Origin of the sequence: Rhodoferax aquaticus (assembly GCF_006974105.1) — a bacterium.
Classification (GTDB): domain Bacteria; phylum Pseudomonadota; class Gammaproteobacteria; order Burkholderiales; family Burkholderiaceae_C; genus Allorhodoferax; species Allorhodoferax aquaticus_A.
In genome coordinates, this window is the sequence record NZ_CP036282.1 from 2,175,003 (window position 1) to 2,192,499 (window position 17,497).

The 17,497-nt window shown below is 56.4% G+C and carries 14 protein-coding genes; 4 read left to right on the plus strand and 10 right to left on the minus strand.

What is annotated here, in order from left to right; genetic code table 11:
- Positions 1–9: 9 nt before the first annotated feature.
- Positions 10–642, plus strand: coding sequence for a response regulator (locus EXZ61_RS10040; RefSeq protein ID WP_142811436.1), 633 nt, complete (start codon positions 10–12; stop codon positions 640–642).
- On the opposite strand, the gene EXZ61_RS10045 is transcribed toward EXZ61_RS10040, so the two are convergent.
- Genes EXZ61_RS10045 through EXZ61_RS10070 form a run of 6 tightly spaced genes read right to left on the minus strand, consistent with a single transcriptional unit; the run spans position 639 to position 7,789 of the window.
- Positions 639–2,195, minus strand: coding sequence for an ATP-binding protein (locus EXZ61_RS10045; protein WP_168224736.1), 1,557 nt, complete (start codon positions 2,193–2,195; stop codon positions 639–641). The two genes, EXZ61_RS10040 and EXZ61_RS10045, sit on opposite strands and share 4 nt — an antisense overlap.
- 4 nt (positions 2,196–2,199) lie before the next feature.
- Positions 2,200–2,760, minus strand: a complete 561-nt coding sequence (locus EXZ61_RS10050; RefSeq protein WP_142811438.1) for a heme NO-binding domain-containing protein — start codon at positions 2,758–2,760, stop codon at positions 2,200–2,202.
- Between the two features lie 47 nt (positions 2,761–2,807).
- A complete protein-coding gene (locus EXZ61_RS10055) occupies positions 2,808–5,417 on the minus strand; it encodes a sensor histidine kinase (protein WP_168224737.1) in 2,610 nt (869 codons plus the stop codon).
- Between the two features lie 7 nt (positions 5,418–5,424).
- Positions 5,425–6,315 carry a phosphate/phosphite/phosphonate ABC transporter substrate-binding protein gene (locus EXZ61_RS10060; RefSeq protein WP_142811440.1) on the minus strand — a complete coding sequence of 297 codons (891 nt, stop codon included), beginning with the start codon at positions 6,313–6,315 and terminating at the stop codon, positions 5,425–5,427.
- Positions 6,312–6,689, minus strand: a complete 378-nt coding sequence (locus EXZ61_RS10065; protein WP_142811441.1) for a response regulator transcription factor — start codon at positions 6,687–6,689, stop codon at positions 6,312–6,314. Before EXZ61_RS10065 ends, EXZ61_RS10060 begins: the two co-directional genes overlap by 4 nt.
- Positions 6,686–7,789: a sensor histidine kinase gene (locus EXZ61_RS10070; RefSeq protein ID WP_142811442.1), complete on the minus strand. Its 1,104-nt coding sequence runs from the start codon at positions 7,787–7,789 to the stop codon at positions 6,686–6,688. Before EXZ61_RS10070 ends, EXZ61_RS10065 begins: the two co-directional genes overlap by 4 nt.
- A 170-nt stretch (positions 7,790–7,959) precedes the next feature.
- Between EXZ61_RS10070 and EXZ61_RS10075 the strand changes: the two genes are divergently transcribed.
- Positions 7,960–8,301: a DUF4870 domain-containing protein gene (locus EXZ61_RS10075; RefSeq protein ID WP_142811443.1), complete on the plus strand. Its 342-nt coding sequence runs from the start codon at positions 7,960–7,962 to the stop codon at positions 8,299–8,301.
- Positions 8,302–8,402: 101 nt separating this feature from the next.
- Positions 8,403–11,027, plus strand: a complete 2,625-nt coding sequence (alaS, locus tag EXZ61_RS10080; protein ID WP_142811444.1) for an alanine--tRNA ligase — start codon at positions 8,403–8,405, stop codon at positions 11,025–11,027.
- Between the two features lie 116 nt (positions 11,028–11,143).
- Here alaS and EXZ61_RS10085 read toward each other — a convergent pair whose 3' ends face one another.
- Positions 11,144–11,533 (minus strand): thioredoxin family protein, encoded by a 390-nt coding sequence (locus EXZ61_RS10085; RefSeq protein WP_168224738.1) that lies wholly within the window; start codon positions 11,531–11,533, stop codon positions 11,144–11,146.
- A 119-nt stretch (positions 11,534–11,652) separates the two neighbouring features.
- On the opposite strand from EXZ61_RS10085, the gene EXZ61_RS10090 reads away from it, so the two are divergent.
- Complete coding sequence (locus tag EXZ61_RS10090) at positions 11,653–12,429, plus strand: ferredoxin--NADP reductase (protein ID WP_142811446.1); 777 nt, start codon at positions 11,653–11,655, stop codon at positions 12,427–12,429.
- Between the two features lie 10 nt (positions 12,430–12,439).
- Here the strand turns inward: EXZ61_RS10090 and dinG are convergent, their stop codons facing one another.
- From dinG to EXZ61_RS10105, 3 genes are all read right to left on the minus strand, one after another.
- Positions 12,440–14,575: an ATP-dependent DNA helicase DinG gene (gene dinG / locus EXZ61_RS10095; RefSeq protein ID WP_483434332.1), complete on the minus strand. Its 2,136-nt coding sequence runs from the start codon at positions 14,573–14,575 to the stop codon at positions 12,440–12,442.
- Positions 14,576–14,743: 168 nt separating this feature from the next.
- A complete protein-coding gene (locus EXZ61_RS10100; RefSeq protein ID WP_142811448.1) occupies positions 14,744–14,962 on the minus strand; it encodes a SlyX family protein in 219 nt (72 codons plus the stop codon).
- 24 nt (positions 14,963–14,986) lie between these two features.
- A complete protein-coding gene (locus EXZ61_RS10105; RefSeq protein WP_142811449.1) occupies positions 14,987–17,476 on the minus strand; it encodes a hybrid sensor histidine kinase/response regulator in 2,490 nt (829 codons plus the stop codon).
- Positions 17,477–17,497: the final 21 nt, after the last annotated feature.

Below are 17,497 nucleotides of genomic sequence, written 5' to 3' on the forward strand. Positions count from 1 at the left end.
AGTGCAGGCATGCGGAAAATTGCGAGCAATGATGAGCTGATGACCACGCGCGAAGTCGGCGAGGCCTTAGGTGTGGCCGTGCGCACGGTACAACTATGGGTGGAGTCAGGCGTGCTGCCAGCGTGGCGCACGGCGGGTGGCCACAGGCGCATTGCCCGCGCTGCGGTGGATAAGCTCATGAGTGAGCGCGCCATGACTACGGATCAAGTGGCGGCGGGGTTGGCCCCATCCGCGGCGACGGTGCCTAGCACCCAGCCTTTCAAACTCCTGGTGGTGGAAGATGACCCGGACCTGCGCCAACTCTTTGGCCTGATGGTGGAGGGGTGGAGCGTACCCGTGGCCTTGAGCACGGCGAGCAATGGCTTTGAGGGCTTGCTGCGCATTGGGGAGCTTAAGCCCGATATGGTGGTGACCGATTTGAACATGCCGGGAATGGATGGTTTTGAGATGTTGCGCGCACTGTGCAAGCCCGACTCTGGGTTTGGTGCCCTGCACATCATTGTGGTGTCTGTGCTCAGTGTGGAAGAGATCAATGACCGTGGCGGACTGCCCCCCGGCGTGACCTTTTTTCAAAAGCCGATTCCGTACGACACCTTGGAAAACATGGTGAAGAACCTGCAGACCTCTAAAGCATCGGATTAAGGCTCTGGAGAGTTAGTTGTTTTGGGCGTCTGGGCTTTAGGGGCTATGGGAATCCACAGGCTGGCCGTGGTGCCAAGGCCCAGCTTGCTGCTGAGCTGAATGCGCCCTTGGTGCATCTCTGCCACTTGTTTTACCAAGCTCAAGCCCAAGCCCGTGCCCGGGATGTTGCCTGAGGTATCGGCCCGGTAGAAGCGTTCAAACACGCGCTCCAATTGGGCCGGTGACAGGCCAATGCCGTGGTCTTGGATGTCGATCACCGCAAATCGCTTGCCTTCTACGCGACTGAGCCGGGTGCTCAAACGCACTTCGCCGCCTTGGGGCGAGTACTTGAATGCATTACTCAGCAAGTTATTCATGGCCAGTTGCATTTTTTCCGGATCGATCCAGACATCTACGGCCAGCAAAGCGCCCAAGTTCACTTGCCGGTCAGTGTCTAAGCGCATCAGGCCCTTCACGCTGTTGTGTACCAACTCTTCTAGGCTGTAGGCTTGTAGCTGCAAGTCGCTGACACCCCGGGCTTCAATGCGTGCAAGGTCTAGCAACTCGTTGATCATTTTGACCAGCAAGCCGGATTGCCGGTGAATGGTCTGCAGCATGTCGGCCTGGCGCTCTTCGCTGAACTTGCGCTTGAGCAGAAGTTCGGTAAACCCGAATATGCTGACCATCGGAGTCCGCAGCTCATGTGCGGCGGCTGCCAAGAACTCACTCTTCATGCGGTCCACCTCGGTTTCACGGGTGACATCACGCAGGTAGAACACCGTGCCTCCCTCGGCATTGCTGGCATAGTCAATGAAGACCATGGCCGCTTTGGGCCGCTCAAGGCGGACTGTGATGCCTGCGCTTGCTGCGTTGTCGGGGCCCATGAGCCACTGCAGGGCATTGGCCATTTGGCCGGGCCCCATGAGCTGGTTGAGCCATTGGTCTAGGGCAAGTAGATCCATGTCTAAGGCCGTTGCATGCTCTAGGCCCAGCATGTCCAGAAAAGCGGTGTTCAAATGCAATAGCGCTTTGCCTGCGTCGAAGTACACCATGCCGTTTTTGCTGAGCTCCAACATCGACGTCATTTCTGCAGTGCGAGCGCGCAGGCGGTTCGAAAGCCGCTCGGCGTCCAAGCGTGATAAGTGTGTGGTTTGCGCAAGTACCAAAGAGTCACCCAGCGAGTCGTGCTTGGCAAAGTCGTTAAACGTAAGGCCTAGACGCGCTTGGTCTTCCATCGAGGTGACAACTGGTGTCGCTAGAAACAACAAGGTGCCGTCAGTGTTGAGCTCAGCGCTGCCCCGCAGCGTAAGCGCTTTGCTGCCTAGGCTCTGCAGTGTGCACAGCTCGGTGAGGTGGCCCTGCCATTGTTCAAACGTCAACACGCCTTTAGGCCGTTTCACTGTGAACAAGGCATTGAGGGCGACGCCAGGCAACACTTGGGGATAAACCTTGCGTAAGGACGGGCCGCAGGCCAGCACTTGCAACAAAGGGTCTACTTGCAAGAAAAACGGGAACGCGCGGGCGAACACCTCCTGGTTTGGGATGGCTTGCGACTGGAGGATGGCGTTGTTCAAGGAGTCACTCCTTTGATTCATCCAGTAGTCGCACCAGGAACACATCTTCGTCCTGCACATGGGCTTTGAAGACGGTTTGCGTAATTTCTATCGGCTGGTCAAAGCGTTTGGCCAAGCCCTTGACCAGGCCCAAGACCATGGGTGCCAAGCCTTCGCGGGTGGAGGTGTAGTGCAGATGGAATTCGGAGGCACTGAGTTCCTGCACCCGAAATTGCGGCATGCGCAGCTGGGGGAACACTGTTTCCACGCGGCCGTGCATGTCATTGAGGTTGTCCAAAAACTCACGCAAGTGCTTGCCACCAGCGTCCATGAGACTGCCGTAGCCCTCGGCGGCGGTGTAGGTGATCCAGTATTCGCCAAAGGCCTCCAGCACCATTTCTGGAGCCAACCCCAAGCGTGCGCTGACAGCGCCTACCAAGCGGTACGTAATGTCGTCGTCATAGGCTTGCATAGACACAAAGCCGTCTGAAGGGATATTGGCATGGGCGCAGACGCCGCGCCAGCCGTTTTCACCCTTGAGGGACACCACCAACTGTTCAATTGCGCGATTGACAAGGCCGTACATGATGTGTTCCTTTCGGTGTGGGTGAACGCTACTTGGGGTCTGGGTCTTTAACTTGCTGAAACTGAGTCTGCAACTTGCGCTTTTTGAGCGGGCCTACTGGCGTTTGGCTTGGCAACCGGTATCCACAAGCAGGCAGTCGTGCCTTGGCCGTGTTCGCTGCGCAGTTCAATGCGGCCTTTGTGCAGTTCCGCTACCTCTTTCACCAAACTCAGGCCTAAGCCTGTGCCAGGAATATTGCCTGAGGCGTCTGCCCGATAGAAGCGCTCGAATGCGCGGCCCAGCTGCTCAGGGGTCATGCCAATGCCTTGGTCTCGGATTTCAATGACTGCATAGGGTTCAGCCCCTTTCTTTTCAATGCGGGCTTGCAGCGTGACAGAGCCACCTTGCGGCGAGTACTTGAATGCGTTGCTGAGCAAGTTGTTCATGGCCAGTTGCATCTTTTCGGGGTCAATAAGCACCTGCACATCAGGCACGGCGGCTACATCCACTTGGCGGTCAGTGTCGGCGCGCATCAGCCCTTTGATGCTGGTTTGCACGAGCTCTGTCAGTGCGTAGGCGTCAATCTTGAGGTCCAGTCCGCCGCGAGACTCAATGCGCGCCAGGTCCAGCAGTTCATTGATCATCTTGACCAGAAGGCCCGATTGGCGGTGGATGGTTTCCAGCATGTCGGTTTTGCGTTCCTCGGTGAACTTGCGTTTGAGTAGCAGTTCTGTAAAGCCAAAGATGCTGACCATGGGAGTGCGCAACTCGTGCGCTGCGGCGGCCAAAAACTCGCTTTTCATGCGGTCTACCGCATCTTCGTGGGTGACGTCGCGGAAATACAAAATGGTTTCGCTACGCCCGGCGATGTTGCGCCTAGACTGCGCTTGCACCACGCGCACTTGAGGCCGCGCGAACTGCAAACGGGCATGCCACGGCTCTTCGGTTTGGGTTTGGTCGCGCAAGCTGGGGAAGGGGTGGCTGGCGTCGCACACCTCCGTCATGATGGACTCAAACGAATCCAAGGTGATTGCCTGTGCGCGGTCAGACAGGCCAAGTCCAGTCATGCGCTCAAACGCGGGGTTGGCAAACACCAGGTGGTCATTGCGGTCAAACAATACAAAGCCGTCAGGACTGAGGCTGAAGATGGCATCCAACTGAGCCCGCCGTTCGGCCATGGCTTCTTCTGCGCGCACCCGAGCACTTACATCCGACACGATGCCCACAAAGTGCGTGAGCAAACCTTCGTCTGAGCGCACTGGGGAGAGGGACAGTTCCACAATGCGCTGCGTACCATCGGGCATCATTGTGCTGATAGAGACATTGGTGTTGCGCTGCTCGTTAACCGCACGGTTGAGTTCGTGATAAGCCGGGTCGATGGGAGACAAGCCCAGCAAGGTGTCCATGCTGCCGCCCAGTATTTCATGCAAACGCAATCCAGTGATCTTTTGGAAGGCATCGTTGACATACACAATCGGGTGGTTGGCCAGCTGCGCCTTGGTAATGAAGACAGCGTTGTGGCTGCAGGCTAGCGCGCGTTCATACAGCTCAGTGAATTCCAGTGCCGCGCGTTCGTCCGTGACGTCACGCACGATGCACACATAGCGCAGTTCTTTGTTGTTTTGTACCTGACCCAAAGAAATCTCGACTGGAAACAAAGTTCCATCCGCGCGGGTGCCAAAAAAGTCTTTGCGCAGAATGCGGCTCATGCCAGAGAAGTAGCTACTTTGGTTTTCGAACATTTCAAAGAGCTCTTGCTCTGTGAGGCCCGGTACGCATTGGGAAATGGGGTGCGCCAGAAGCACGTCTTCAGGGCGGCCAAAAAAGCTGCTGGCGGCCGGGTTCAGGGTGCTGATATTGCCTTGGGCGTCCAAACCAATAATGGCTTCGGTCGCGGTATTCACGATGGCTTGAATGCGCCCTAGCTGCTCCGCGATCCCGCGGCTGGCACTGTTGAGCGCTTCTCCCAGTTGATTGACCTCAATGCAGCCTTTCCTCAGGTCGAATTCTTGGCCCAGTGCTGTGGGCATGGTTTTCGCAAAGTCAGATAAGTTGCGCACGGGCTTGACCGCCCAGCCCACCACAAACTGAAGCCCTAGCAACAACAGGCCCACCATGGCTGCAACTGCCCACAGGGCTTGGTGCCACAAACTGGTGAGTTCTTCAGCGCGTTGCTTCAAACTGTAATGGACACGGATCCACGCGCTTGGCGACCCGGCGCCGGTGTCCATGGCAGCCCAGGACTCGTAGACTTGGCCTTGAATTTGCGAGGGCATGGCATTGGCACTCGGCGCTGGCACCGTAATGCGCTCGATGCCACCCACGCTGGAGGCGACGCCATGGGGGGTGGCATGGGCCTCTGTGAGTACCCTACCGTCAGGTCTGAATATGGCGATGCTTTCAATGCCAGGCAGTACGGCTAGCTGCTGTAAATTGGATTCAATGGCTGCGATGTCGTTCAGGATGAAAGCACTGGTGTTTGCGGTGGACGCTAAAAGCGCCACTGAGTCTGACCATTTTTGGGCGGACTTCACTGTGTCGCGTGCCATGCGCTGATAGGCCACCGCACTGTAAATCGCAAAGAGCACAACCACCACGGCGCTGGCCGCAAACAGGATGGTGCGGTTGAGGCTGTAGGGCGGCGTCACAAGACGGCGCACATGGTGTAGGGGGTTCATGGTGGCTTTACTCCACGACGACGAATTTCTCAATCTTGAGTTGCTCCAAGGGGGCATAGTCCTTGGCGTAAATGGCTGCTTGGGGGCTTGGCATTTGGATGGCTCCCATGAGTGCTGTGGTCTCTGGCTTGTCTGCTAGCGCCAGCAGCACTTGAGATACCTGTTGGCGCACTGAGGCCGGTACGCGCGGGTGAGCAGCCAGTGGGTGGGGCGACAAGGGAGGGGTGGTGTAAATCACCCGCACCGCTTGGCGCACTTCAGGTGGTTCTTGTTCCAGGGTCGTGCGCACCACTCCAGCGGCGGCCGAGTCGCCTGCCAGCACCTGGCGGATGGCATTGCGATGGGTGCCTGCGTAGTGCGCGTCGAATGCTAAATGGTGTTTCCGCTCTAGCATTGAGCGAATGTAGAGGCTGGCCGCAAATGCATTGGGCGCGGGAAACGATAGGCGATGGTCTTTGAGCTGCTCTATAGCCTGAACGGGCCCATCGGCCTTGACCACCAACAACCCTTCTAGTGGCCGCGCGTCGCGCAACAACGGCTCGTAGCGTTGCGTGCGTTTTGCCATCACCATGTGGTAAGGGTTGAGGAACACAAAGTCAGCGTGACCTTTTAGGAATTCAGGCTCAAACTTGGAAATGCTGGGGTATATGACCAGTTCCATGTTGAGTCCGGCTTGGGCCAATGCCGAGACGATTGGCGTCCAGTTGCGTGTCATCTCCACGGCAGTGAGTTGGGGAACCACGGCCAGCCGCCATGTTTTGCTGGCAGTTTGGCTGGTCGCGTTGGTTTGCGTTGCCGCCAAGGCGTTCGCGCTGTAGATCAGCTGACCGGCGCCTACCAAGGCGCTAGCGAGCCATTGCCTGCGCTGCGCATTGAGATTGTTTGAGTCTTGGCTCATGATGTCGCGACCAAGCGGTCTACCGTGTCTAGCAATTCCAAGGGGCTGAATGGTTTTACCAAGTAGGCATCGCAGCCGACTTCTTGGCCGCGCTCTACGTCCGTCCTTTGGCCTCTGGCGGTCAGCAAGATCACTTTGGTGATCTTTTGCAAGATGGGGTCGCCTTTGATCTTTTCGCAGACTTGGTAGCCATCCATGCTGCCCGGCATCATCACATCCAGAAGCACCACAGCGGGGCGAAGCTTTTGGGCGATGGACCACGCGTCTTCACCGTTGTCTGCTTCGTGCAAGTCAAAGTCCTCGCATTCCATGGTCATAAAAATGAGTTTGCGGATATCGGGCTGGTCGTCCACGATCAATGCATTGCGTTTCATGTTGTCTCCTTCTTGCGCCGTGACATAAGCTGAGCCAAATCCGCCGCATATCGCTGGGCTTGGGCAATATCGAGCTGGCCTTTGCCGCGCTGTGGCGCGCCAGTGGGGAATTCGAGGAGCACTTTGACTTCGTCGTCACCGACGGCGGTCATACGCATATTTCCGCCATGCAGCCCAATGATGCGTTGCACGAGTGGAAGGCCTAGACGCCCTTTGTTGTCGGCTTCAGCGTTTGCGGGCGCTTTCTCAAAGAGTTCTCGGGTTTCCACTCCTTTGAGTTCTTCTGGCATAGCGCCCAGATTGCGCACTGCAATCAACACATGCTCCCCCGTCAGTCGGTAGCTGACGTTGACGACTAAGTCTTGCTGGCTGTTCACTTCTTTACGTGAATTGTTGACGGCGTTGTCTATGCATTCAAACAGCGCGCGCCGTACCAGCGTTTGGTTGCCATACAGGGGGGGCAGCACCTGGGCAGGTGTCTCCACCTCAAAGTGCACTTTCTTGGACAAGGCTTTGGGTCCGAGTTGGCTGCACACAGACTGCACTTCTGCAGACAGGTCAATGCGGTCTGTGGTGATGAGCACGTCTTCGCCAAACACGGCAATCAAGTCTGCAAGCCTGCGCATGCGTTGGCTTAACGCATCAGCAGCAGCTTCAAGCTGTTCAGTTTCAGGCCCGGCCGGCAGGTTGCTAAGTTGACTTTGCAACTGTTTCAAGGGCGGGCTGAGCTCATCGCGCAACAGGGCAATGATGTCGGAAAGCTCCATGCGCTTGGATTCTTCTTGTGGCGCGGCATCTTGTTTAATCAAGAAGGCGATGTCTAGGCCAGACGGGCCAGGCACAAAGGTGCCACTTACTTTCAGGCCGCCAGCAAGCTCTACATTGGCCGAGTAAGGAAGCTTTACCTTCTTCAAGGTGATGTCTTTGACCAGCGACTTGATGACATCTTTACCCGCCATGACCTCCGCAGGCTTGCCCGGGTGAAGTTTTGCTACTCGGTTGGCAAAAGTGACCGACCCATTCACGTCGAATGTCAGCAAGGCCGACGGCATGGTGTCAAACAGCGCGTTGACGGACGGTTGATGGTAGTTGACGGTCATGGTGCATTGCCCTCTGAAACCTTCATTTGTGACAAATTTATCAAATTTATCAAAAATGTCAAATGTTTTTTTGCTTTCTCCGACGGGCTAGAGACTACTGCGTTCTAGGGCTGGCGCATAGCCTGCTTAGAATGGCTTTCGCCCTCTAACTTTCTTTTTAAAGGAACACTATGGATTTGGAACTCAACAGCACGGTCTCGCAAGACTCAAAAAACTTGGCAGTTCTGGTGTGGGTGGGCTCTATCTTTTTCCCTTTGCTGTCAGGCCTTTTGTTTTACTTATTGAAGTCTGACGACGCATTTGTAGCGGCGCATGCGAAAGAAGCCTTGAACTGGGGCATCACCACGGTGATATTGGGTTTTGTCTGCCTCGTACTAGTCATCATCTTGATTGGCTTGCTGGGTTTTTGGCTCCTGGGGCTGTGCAGTTTTGTGTTTTGCGTGTTGGGGGCTTTGTCCGCCGCAAAGGGCAAGAGCTTTCGCACCCCATTTGGAATACGTTTGTTGAAGTAAATTCTCCCTGTACCGGCGCCTATGCCGCGCCAGTGCGTCTTGCCCGGCGATAATGTCCGGTTGCACCGTTTCCCCATTGACTTGATCAAAGAACTACCGACATGACCCAGTCCGCCATGAGTGTTGCCGACATTCGCAAAACTTTCCTCGACTTCTTTGCCTCCAAGGGCCATACCGTGGTGGCGTCCAGCCCCTTGGTGCCGGGCAACGACCCCACGTTGATGTTCACCAACTCCGGCATGGTGCAGTTCAAAGACGTGTTCTTGGGAACTGATAAGCGCTCTTACGTGCGCGCAGCGTCTGTGCAGGCCTGCCTGCGCGCTGGGGGCAAACACAACGATTTGGAAAACGTGGGCTACACCGCGCGCCACCACACGTTTTTTGAAATGTTGGGCAACTGGAGTTTTGGCGACTACTTCAAGCGCGACTCGCTGAAGTGGGGCTGGGAGCTGCTCACTAAAGTCTATGGCCTGCCACCTGAAAAGCTCTTGGCCACGGTCTACATCGACGACCAAGAAGCCTACGACATTTGGCACAAAGAAATTGGCTTGCCTGCGGACCGCATCGTGCGCATTGGCGACAACAAGGGTAAGAAGTACGCGTCGGACAACTTCTGGATGATGGCCGACACCGGACCTTGTGGCCCATGCTCTGAAATCTTTTACGACCACGGTGAACACATTCCTGGCGGCCCTCCCGGTAGCCCTGGTGAAGACGGTGACCGGTTCATCGAAATCTGGAACCACGTGTTCATGCAATTTGACATGCAGCCTGATGGCAGCTTGGTCAAATTGCCTGCACCGTGTGTAGACACCGGCATGGGCTTAGAGCGCTTGGCGGCCATTTTGCAGCACGTCCACAGCAACTACGAAATCGACATTTTCCAAGGCCTGATTGGCGCTGCCGCTCGCGAAACCGGCTGCACCGATTTGGACAACAAGAGCTTGCGTGTGATTGCGGACCACATCCGCGCAACCGCATTCTTGGTCAGCGATGGTGTGACACCCTCCAACGAAGGTCGTGGCTACGTACAACGCCGCATCATCCGCCGCGCGATTCGCCATGGCTACAAGCTTGGCAAAAAGACGCCGTTTTTCCATAAGCTGGTGGCGGATGTGGCAGCGCTAATGGGCGATGCCTACCCCAACGTAGCGGCCCAAAAAGACCGCATTACCGATGTGCTGCGCCAAGAAGAAGAACGCTTCTTCGAAACGCTGGAAAACGGCATGGAAATCTTGGACCACGCCTTGCAAGGCGGTGTGAAGGTGCTGCCGGGCGACGTCGCCTTTAAGCTGCATGACACCTTTGGCTTCCCCTTGGACTTGACCAACGATGTGTGCCGTGAAAACGGTGTCGAGGTAGACGAGGCGGGCTTCCAAGCCGCCATGGAGCAGCAAAAAGCCAAGGGCCGCGCTGCTGGCAAGTTCAAGATGGACAAGGCGCTGGAGTACAGCGGCGAAGGCAACGACTTCGTAGGCTATGACCACCTGACCCAAGAATCAAAAATCGTAGCGCTCTACGCAGACGGCGTAAGCGTAAATGCGCTCAATGCTGGCCAAACCGGTGTGGTGGTGTTGAGCACCACGCCGTTTTATGCGGAAAGCGGCGGTCAAGTCGGGGACCAAGGTTCGATTTTTAACGACACCGCCATGTTTGCCGTGGGCGACACACAAAAGATCAAGTCTGATGTGTATGCCCACCACGGTGCGCTGTCCACGGGGTCCTTGAAGCTTGGTGATACCGTGACTGCGCACGTCGATGCAGGCTTGCGCGCTGCCAGCATGCGCAACCACTCTGCCACCCACTTGATGCATAAGGCTTTGCGCGAAGTGCTGGGCACCCACGTGCAGCAAAAGGGCAGCTTGGTAAACGCTGAGCGCACGCGTTTCGACTTTACCCATAACGCCCCAGTGACCGACGCCCAGGTGCGCGAGATCGAAGCCTTGGTGAATGCCGAGGTTTTGAACAATGCCGCGACCCATGCCCGTTTGATGGACATTGAGTCTGCCAAGCAAACCGGCGCCATGATGCTGTTTGGTGAGAAGTACGGCGAAGTCGTGCGCGTGCTGGACATCGGCACAACCACCGAGCTGTGCGGTGGCACGCACGTGCAGCGCACGGGCGACATTGGTTTATTCAAAGTGGTGGCCGAGAGCGGTGTGGCCTCTGGTGTGCGCCGTATTGAGGCGGTCACGGGGCAGGGCGCTTTGGCCTACCTACAAAACCTCGAAGACACGGTAGCCCATGTGGCGGGTGCTTTGAAGACGCCTGTGGTCGAAGTGACCGAGCGTGTGGGCACTGTGCTGGAGCATGTGAAGGCGCTGGAAAAAGAAGTGGCCGCTCTGAAAGGCAAGTTGGCTTCCGCCCAAGGCGATGAGCTCGTTAACCAAGCCTTGGATATCAGCGGCGTAAAGCTCTTGGCCGCCAAGTTGGAAGGTGCAGACACCAAGACCCTGCGCGACACCATGGACAAGCTCAAAGACAAGCTGAAAACGGCGGTGATCGTGTTGGCTGCCGTTGAGGGCGACAAGGTGCAACTGGCCGTGGGCGTCACCACCGACACCACGGGCAAGGTCAAAGCGGGCGAGCTGGTGAACTACCTGGCAGCGCAAGTGGGCGGCAAGGGCGGTGGCAAGGCCGACATGGCCATGGCCGGTGGCACAGAGCCAGCCAAGTTGGCTGCCGCGCTGGCCAGCGTGCAAGCCTGGGTGACACCTAAGCTGTAAAACGCCTATCCCTTTGACGGCGTTTACCTTTGGTGTCCGCCGTCAGTTAAGTGCCAATTGCTATGGATTTGATAGCTGCTTGCGCAATATCTATGGGTGCTGCAGCCGAAACTGGCCTATTTTTTGCCGCACGGCGTTGCGGGGTGAAGCCGCTCTGCTAAAGCCCGAGCATCCATGGCCAGTTGCGTCACCGGTCTTTCCGCGTAAGCTGCGCTGTGCAGTTGTACCAAGCGGCGCAAGGTGTCCAAGTGCGGTGTCACTGTACCGAAAAAGCGGGCCTCACCGGGATAGGCCAACAGCAGGGTCGGGAAGTTTTCAACCTCCACTGGATCCACCGCATCTGACTCGTCTTCAATATCCACCCAGCGGAACTGCACCTGGGGAAACTCGGCAGCCAGTTGCGCGAACAGGGGTTGGTATTCCCGGCAAGCGCCACACCATGCAGCGCATAGGCAGGCAACCAAAAGTTTCGGGGGCGTGGCAGGGGCGTCGGAAGTAGGGCGCATTTCAAGCATGCGGCAATGATCTCAGAAAAAGGTGGGAATAAGCTTATGGCCTAAGTCGTAAGTAGGCCCGTTTACACTAGAGGGTTTTCCCCCTCTCGCTAATTTTTGCAAGGCCCCCCATGAGTGCATTTCTGGAAGAAACCGTCTTAAGCGTACACCACTGGACTGACAAACTGTTCAGCTTCACCACGACGCGGGACCCTGCGCTGCGCTTTTCCAACGGACACTTCACCATGATCGGCCTGCGCCAAGAGTCTGGCAAGCCCTTGCTGCGTGCCTACAGCATCGTCAGCGCAAATTACGAAGAGCATTTGGAGTTCTTGAGCATCAAAGTGCAGGACGGCCCGCTCACTTCTAAGCTGCAGCACATTAAGGTGGGCGACAAGATTGTGGTGGGCCGTAAGCCCACGGGCACCTTGCTGATCGACTATCTCTTGCCTGCCAAGAACTTGTATTTGCTGGGGAGCGGCACCGGCCTCGCTCCGTTCTTGAGCGTGATTCGCGACCCGGATACCTTTGAAAAATTCGAAAAGGTGATCTTGGTGCACGGCGTGCGTGAGGTCAAAGAACTGGCCTACCACGAGTACCTCAAGAACGAATTGCCCAAGCACGAGTTTTTGGGTGAAATGGTGAGCAAGCAAATGCTGTATTACCCCACCGTGACCCGTGAGGCGTTTGAACACCAAGGTCGCATCACCACGCTGATGGAAACCAACAAGCTGCCCGCAGATTTGGGCTTGCTGCCGTTAGACCCTGCCAATGATCGCATCATGATTTGCGGTAGCCCCGGTTTGAACAAAGACATGCGCGAGATTTTGGATGCCAAGGGCTTCAAAGAAGGCAGTACCACCACCCCTGGCGACTACGTGGTGGAACGCGCCTTCGTCGAGCAGTAAAGCGCGCCCCTCAGGCCCGCGCCATGCGCGTGGTCAGCTTGTAGGCGGGTAAGCCCGCCAACATGCGCTTGCCATACGCCGTTTGCTGCAAGCGCTTGTCATAGCAGATGACTTGGGCACGGTCATCTTCCGTGCGGATCGCGCGGCCCGTCCATTGCAAGAGCTTGACCCCGGTGGCTGGAATCACCAGCTCGTTAAACGGGTCGCGGCCCACGCTGCGCAACCATTCGGCCCGCGCCTCATCGATGGGGTCAGACGGCGGCGCAAACGGTAGCTTCGCAATGAATACGGTCTCGCACAATTCCCCAGGGAGGTCTAAGCCTTCTCCAAAAGACTGCAGCCCAAAAATGATGGACGGCACGCTGGCCTCCACACGCGCTTGGTGAGTGGCCAAGAGGCGGGTACGTGACATGGTTCCCTGTACCAGTACTTTTTCTTGCAACACGGGTAGCAAGGCATCTGTTGCTGCACGCATTTGCACACGTGAGGTAAAGAGCACCAAAGCACCCTTGGGCACCTGGGTTAGGTCCTTCATGAGCTCCGTTACCATTTCCTTGGTGTACGCATCAGCGTGTTTGGGGTCTGCGGTGGTGTGCACCACGGTGAGGGTCCCTTGCTTGGCGTAGTCAAATGGGCTGGCTACTTCGAGCGCGGTCACTGCGGGGTTGTTGGATAGCCCGGCCTCTCGCAAGAAGTAGTCAAAACTGCCGCAACTGGTGAGGGACGCGGAAGTAATCACCGCGCCACGCACCTTGCTCCACAAGAACTGGCGCAACAGGTCACCTGGAACGATCGGACAGGCATGGGCCGTGATGGTGAGGAACATTTGGCTCTGGCTCTTGAGCTCTAACCACTTGGCCAAAGGCTGCTCGCCATGTTCTAGCAACAGGCTTGCAGTGGACACCACACTCCCAATTTTCGGAGCCAGTGCCCCCAGCTTGGCATACAGCTGGGCACAGAGCATGGCTTGGCTAGGGTCGTCCTTTGCAACTTGCTTGACTTCTTGTCCAAGCGCTTCCAAGGCCTTCGACAGGCCTTGCGCATGGCCGTGAATCAAGGTAACGGGGTCCGTGAGTGTTTCGGGCAAGAGGCCGTTGGTAAAGCGAAGAATGCCATCTTGGCCATCGGTGCTGTTGTGGACCAAGTCCATGCCCATGCGGGCCAATTGGCCCAGCGCAACTTTGAGCTGGCTGCTCAGTGTGCTGACATCTTGGCTCAAGTCGACATGCAGGCGCGCACTGACCTCTTGCAGAATTTTGGGCATACGGTCTAGCCAACGTAGGCTCGACAGATCCATACTGCTGGAAAACTGGTCAAGGGCTACTGCAGGCAGGTGGTGGCCCTCATCAAAAACCACGAGGCAGTTGTCCAAGTCCGGTAAGGTCTTCATGCCTAAGGAGGCCAATACCAGATCATGGTTGGCAACTATGACATTCGCTTCGGCCAGCTTAGTGCGTGCGTTGTAGTAACTGCATTCCCGAAACCGGGGGCAGTGCCGCACGGTGCAGGTATGGCGTTCTGCGGCGATGGCCGACCAGTCTCTGGCGTCGGGGGCCTCTGCCAGCGAGTCACGGTCACCGTCCCAGCTGGCGTGTGCAAGCATGTTGGCCATGCCTTCATAGAGCTTGGTGCGCCGTTCTTCATCCGCTTCTTGCGAGGCGGCGCTGACGGCATTAGTGGCAGGCGCAGGAAGTTCTTCTTCAAATAACTCGTCACCCGCACCGCCCGTGCCTACCCAGCGCTCAAGTTTGAGTTTGCAAACATAGCGTCCTCGACCTTTTGCCAGCGCAAAGACAAAAGGGGTGGGCATAGACTGGGCCAAAGCAGGCAAGTCTTTGGTCATTAACTGCTCTTGCAGCGCCACTGTGGCTGTGGAAATGAGAACCCGTGTTTTTCGCTGCAAAGCCATGGCAATCGCGGTGCTGGCGTAGGCCGCTGACTTTCCCACGCCGGTACCCGCTTGTATGACGGCAATGGCCTTTTGTGGACTTGGATGTTCTCCCAAGTCTGCGCGAGAGAGCGTCTGCGCGATACGGTGCGCCATGTCGTGCTGCCCCGGACGAGACCGAAAGCCTGCAGTGGCCCCAACGACATCTTCAAAGGCCGCCAACGCGTGCTGAGCCAGGGTGTCGGGAGCTGAAACCAGTGGGCTCAGCGTGTCGGTGAATGCAGTGGTGGGCGTGGCAGAGGTCAAATCAAGAGTTTCCAAGGAATCGAAAGTGGCGTAGGACGCGCATGAGAAGTCCGGGGCTATTGGCATCAAATGGGGGGAAGCTCCCGCTTTTATCAGGCCCCAAAGGCCCGTAATGCTAGTTCAGAAATGCGGAGGGAGCTCATCGCGTAGATTGCGCGCGCCTTGAGGTGCAGGCTCCGCATACTGCTGACGCAGGTAGCCTAACTCCCGTATGAGCGCATCGATTTGGTCTTGCTGGCGGACAATGACTTTGTCGAGTTCGTCTAGCAGGTCTTCGGTGAAGCTGGCCTTGATTTCTAACTCTGTGATGCGTTCGTCAGTGGTGTGGGAAGTTGTCATCCCGCTATTGGACCTGAATTTTGGTTAAGCGGCGACATTGGTGGGGTGATTTTCCGCACGAAGCTTGACTTGAGCCAGCATAGCCAATATGGCGTATCGGGAACTGGGTTTCTTGAGGCATTTGTCAAAGCCAAGTTGCAAGAACTTTGCGGTGCTTTGCGCATCGTCACTGCCCGAGTAGGCAACGAAGTAACTCGGGGATTGGTGTGCGTCTTCTTGGTATTGGCGAATCCGCGACATGGCTTCAAGGCCACCCATGATAGGCATCTCGATGTCGAGAATGATGATGTCGGGGCGCTGCTGCATGGCACTTTCTAGTGCCAAGCGCCCATTCACGGCAGTAGTCACGTGCAATGGGGGCTGAGGGAGATGCGAGCTCATCACCATCAGATTGAACTCATCATCGTCCACTACCAAAACTGACATGGCCGGCAATTCCGGCGTAGGCAGGGCGGCTTGCATGGCCAAGGTATTGCCGGAGCTAATGCTTGCCAGCGTTGGGGGGGTAGGTGCACGGCTTAGCTCTAGGGTCAGTGTGGTGCCCTCCTCATCTCCCGTGTGCATGGCTAGGCTGCCACCTTGCACCTTGGCCAGCAACTGTGAAGAGTAGGTGCCTAGTCCGGTTCCACCCACTTTGCCTGCGGTGCTGTACTTGTCAAAGAATGTCGCCCGCAATGCCTCTGGAACTGCGCCCTGGTTTTGTATGGAGAGCTGCACTTTGGCGCCTGGCGTTAGGGTAATGACCACCGCCGTGTGCTCTGGGGCAGCTTCAATCGCATTTTTGGTGAGGTTTGCTACGATGGAGTAACACAGCGCATCGTCACCCCGAACATACACAGGCTCTTCAATGCCTAGTACAGCAGTACGAACCGACTTGGACTTTGCATGTACTGTTAAATCTTGCAAAACGGATTGCACCAGTTCTCCCAAGTTCACTGTATGGGCATGGAATCGGTACGTGCCGTTTTCCATTTGGTACAAATCCAGCGACAAGTTCACCATGTCTAGCGCGCGGTTGGCCGCCTTTTCCATCATCTTTAGAACGGTTTCCTCTTGCTCGCTCATGGTCCTACCGGCCCGCAGCATGGCGGGCGCGGCTGCCAAGCCACCCAATGGGGTCTTAATGTCATGGCGAGCAATGCGCTCCACATCTTCGCGAGACGCCATCGCGAGTTTGAGGTCATTATTTTTTCGATCGAGCTCTGCAGTGCGCTCCACGACACGCTCTTCAAGCAAGCGCTCTGAGGCTTGCAGTGTTTCAACCAATTTGTTCTGTGCGACAAAGGCATCGCGTTGGGCCTGTGCTTTCTCACGTCGCATGACATTGAACCGGTCCGCCAATGCAAACGCCAGCAGTAGCATTTCAAACGCGGAGCCAATCCGTAACGCGTTTTCCGTAAAAAAATTAGGCTGCATAACGCCCAGCGCGCGCAAGGTACTCAATACTCCCGCAGCGCACAGCATAAAGAAGGCGGCAGAGAAGAAGTAGGCACTGCGCTGACCCTTCCACATACAACACAGGCCTACTAGCAGAATGAACAAGGCAGATGCCCCGTACATGCTGGTGAGTGGACGAATCACTGCACCAAAATTAAAAAGCAGTGCAACACCTCCCACTAGCAAGACTGCGCCCAAGGCGTGTGAGATAAGGTGCAGCCGTGGCACCGTTGCCTTGGTATTGAGCATGTGGCGCATGAACTCCAAAGCAAAGACCAAAGTGAGGCAAAAGCTGAGCATGACTCCGTAGGTTGACCACCACGGCGTGTCATTGAGAACGAATTCTTTAAACAGGCCGCTTTGGCACGCTAAGGCTAAGGCCATCGAGCCGGTAAAAGCGACGTATCGCAAGTAAATCAGGTCACGCAGGGAGACAAAGAGCAGCAAATTGAAGAACACCATGGCGCTTGCAATGCCGAAGTACCACGAGTGTCCAAAATAGTCCGTGCGCTCGTAACTGCCGAAACCACTCGGCGTCCAAAGTTTGAGTGAGGTGGTGATGGGGTTGAGGGATTGAAGCCGGAAGTAAACGACTTGGCTGCTACGAGGCTCTAGCGTGACCGGAAACACAAAACTGCGAGTGTCACGCAGGCGGGTAGAGAACGGCAAGACACTACCTGTTTCGTGGAACACATAGGTGCCACTGGCGTCTGGGGTATAGAAACGGATGTACTCGATGGACGGACTGCCCAGCTCCAGCAAGCGGTCCAGTCGCTTTTCGCTGGGGTTATCTAGGACGAGTTTGAGCCAGTGCGCAGATTTGCTGTAACCAAAACCAATGGCGGGAAGATTCGGCAAGTCGCCTTTGAATTGGGCTGCAGCCTTTCCAGAGTGAACATCAGCCAGACTGAGTTCTTTTCCAGCATCTTCCAAGGTTTGCACATGGCTGCTGAGAACGAGGGGTTGTTCTTTGAGGTCCACGACGTTGATCGGCTGCGCCCAAGCGAGCGCATGCCCGAACCACCAGCATAAAACCAGTAGCAGGTGCTTTACATAACGTCGCTGCAAGTACCCCATGGGATCTGTTTCTGATTTGGA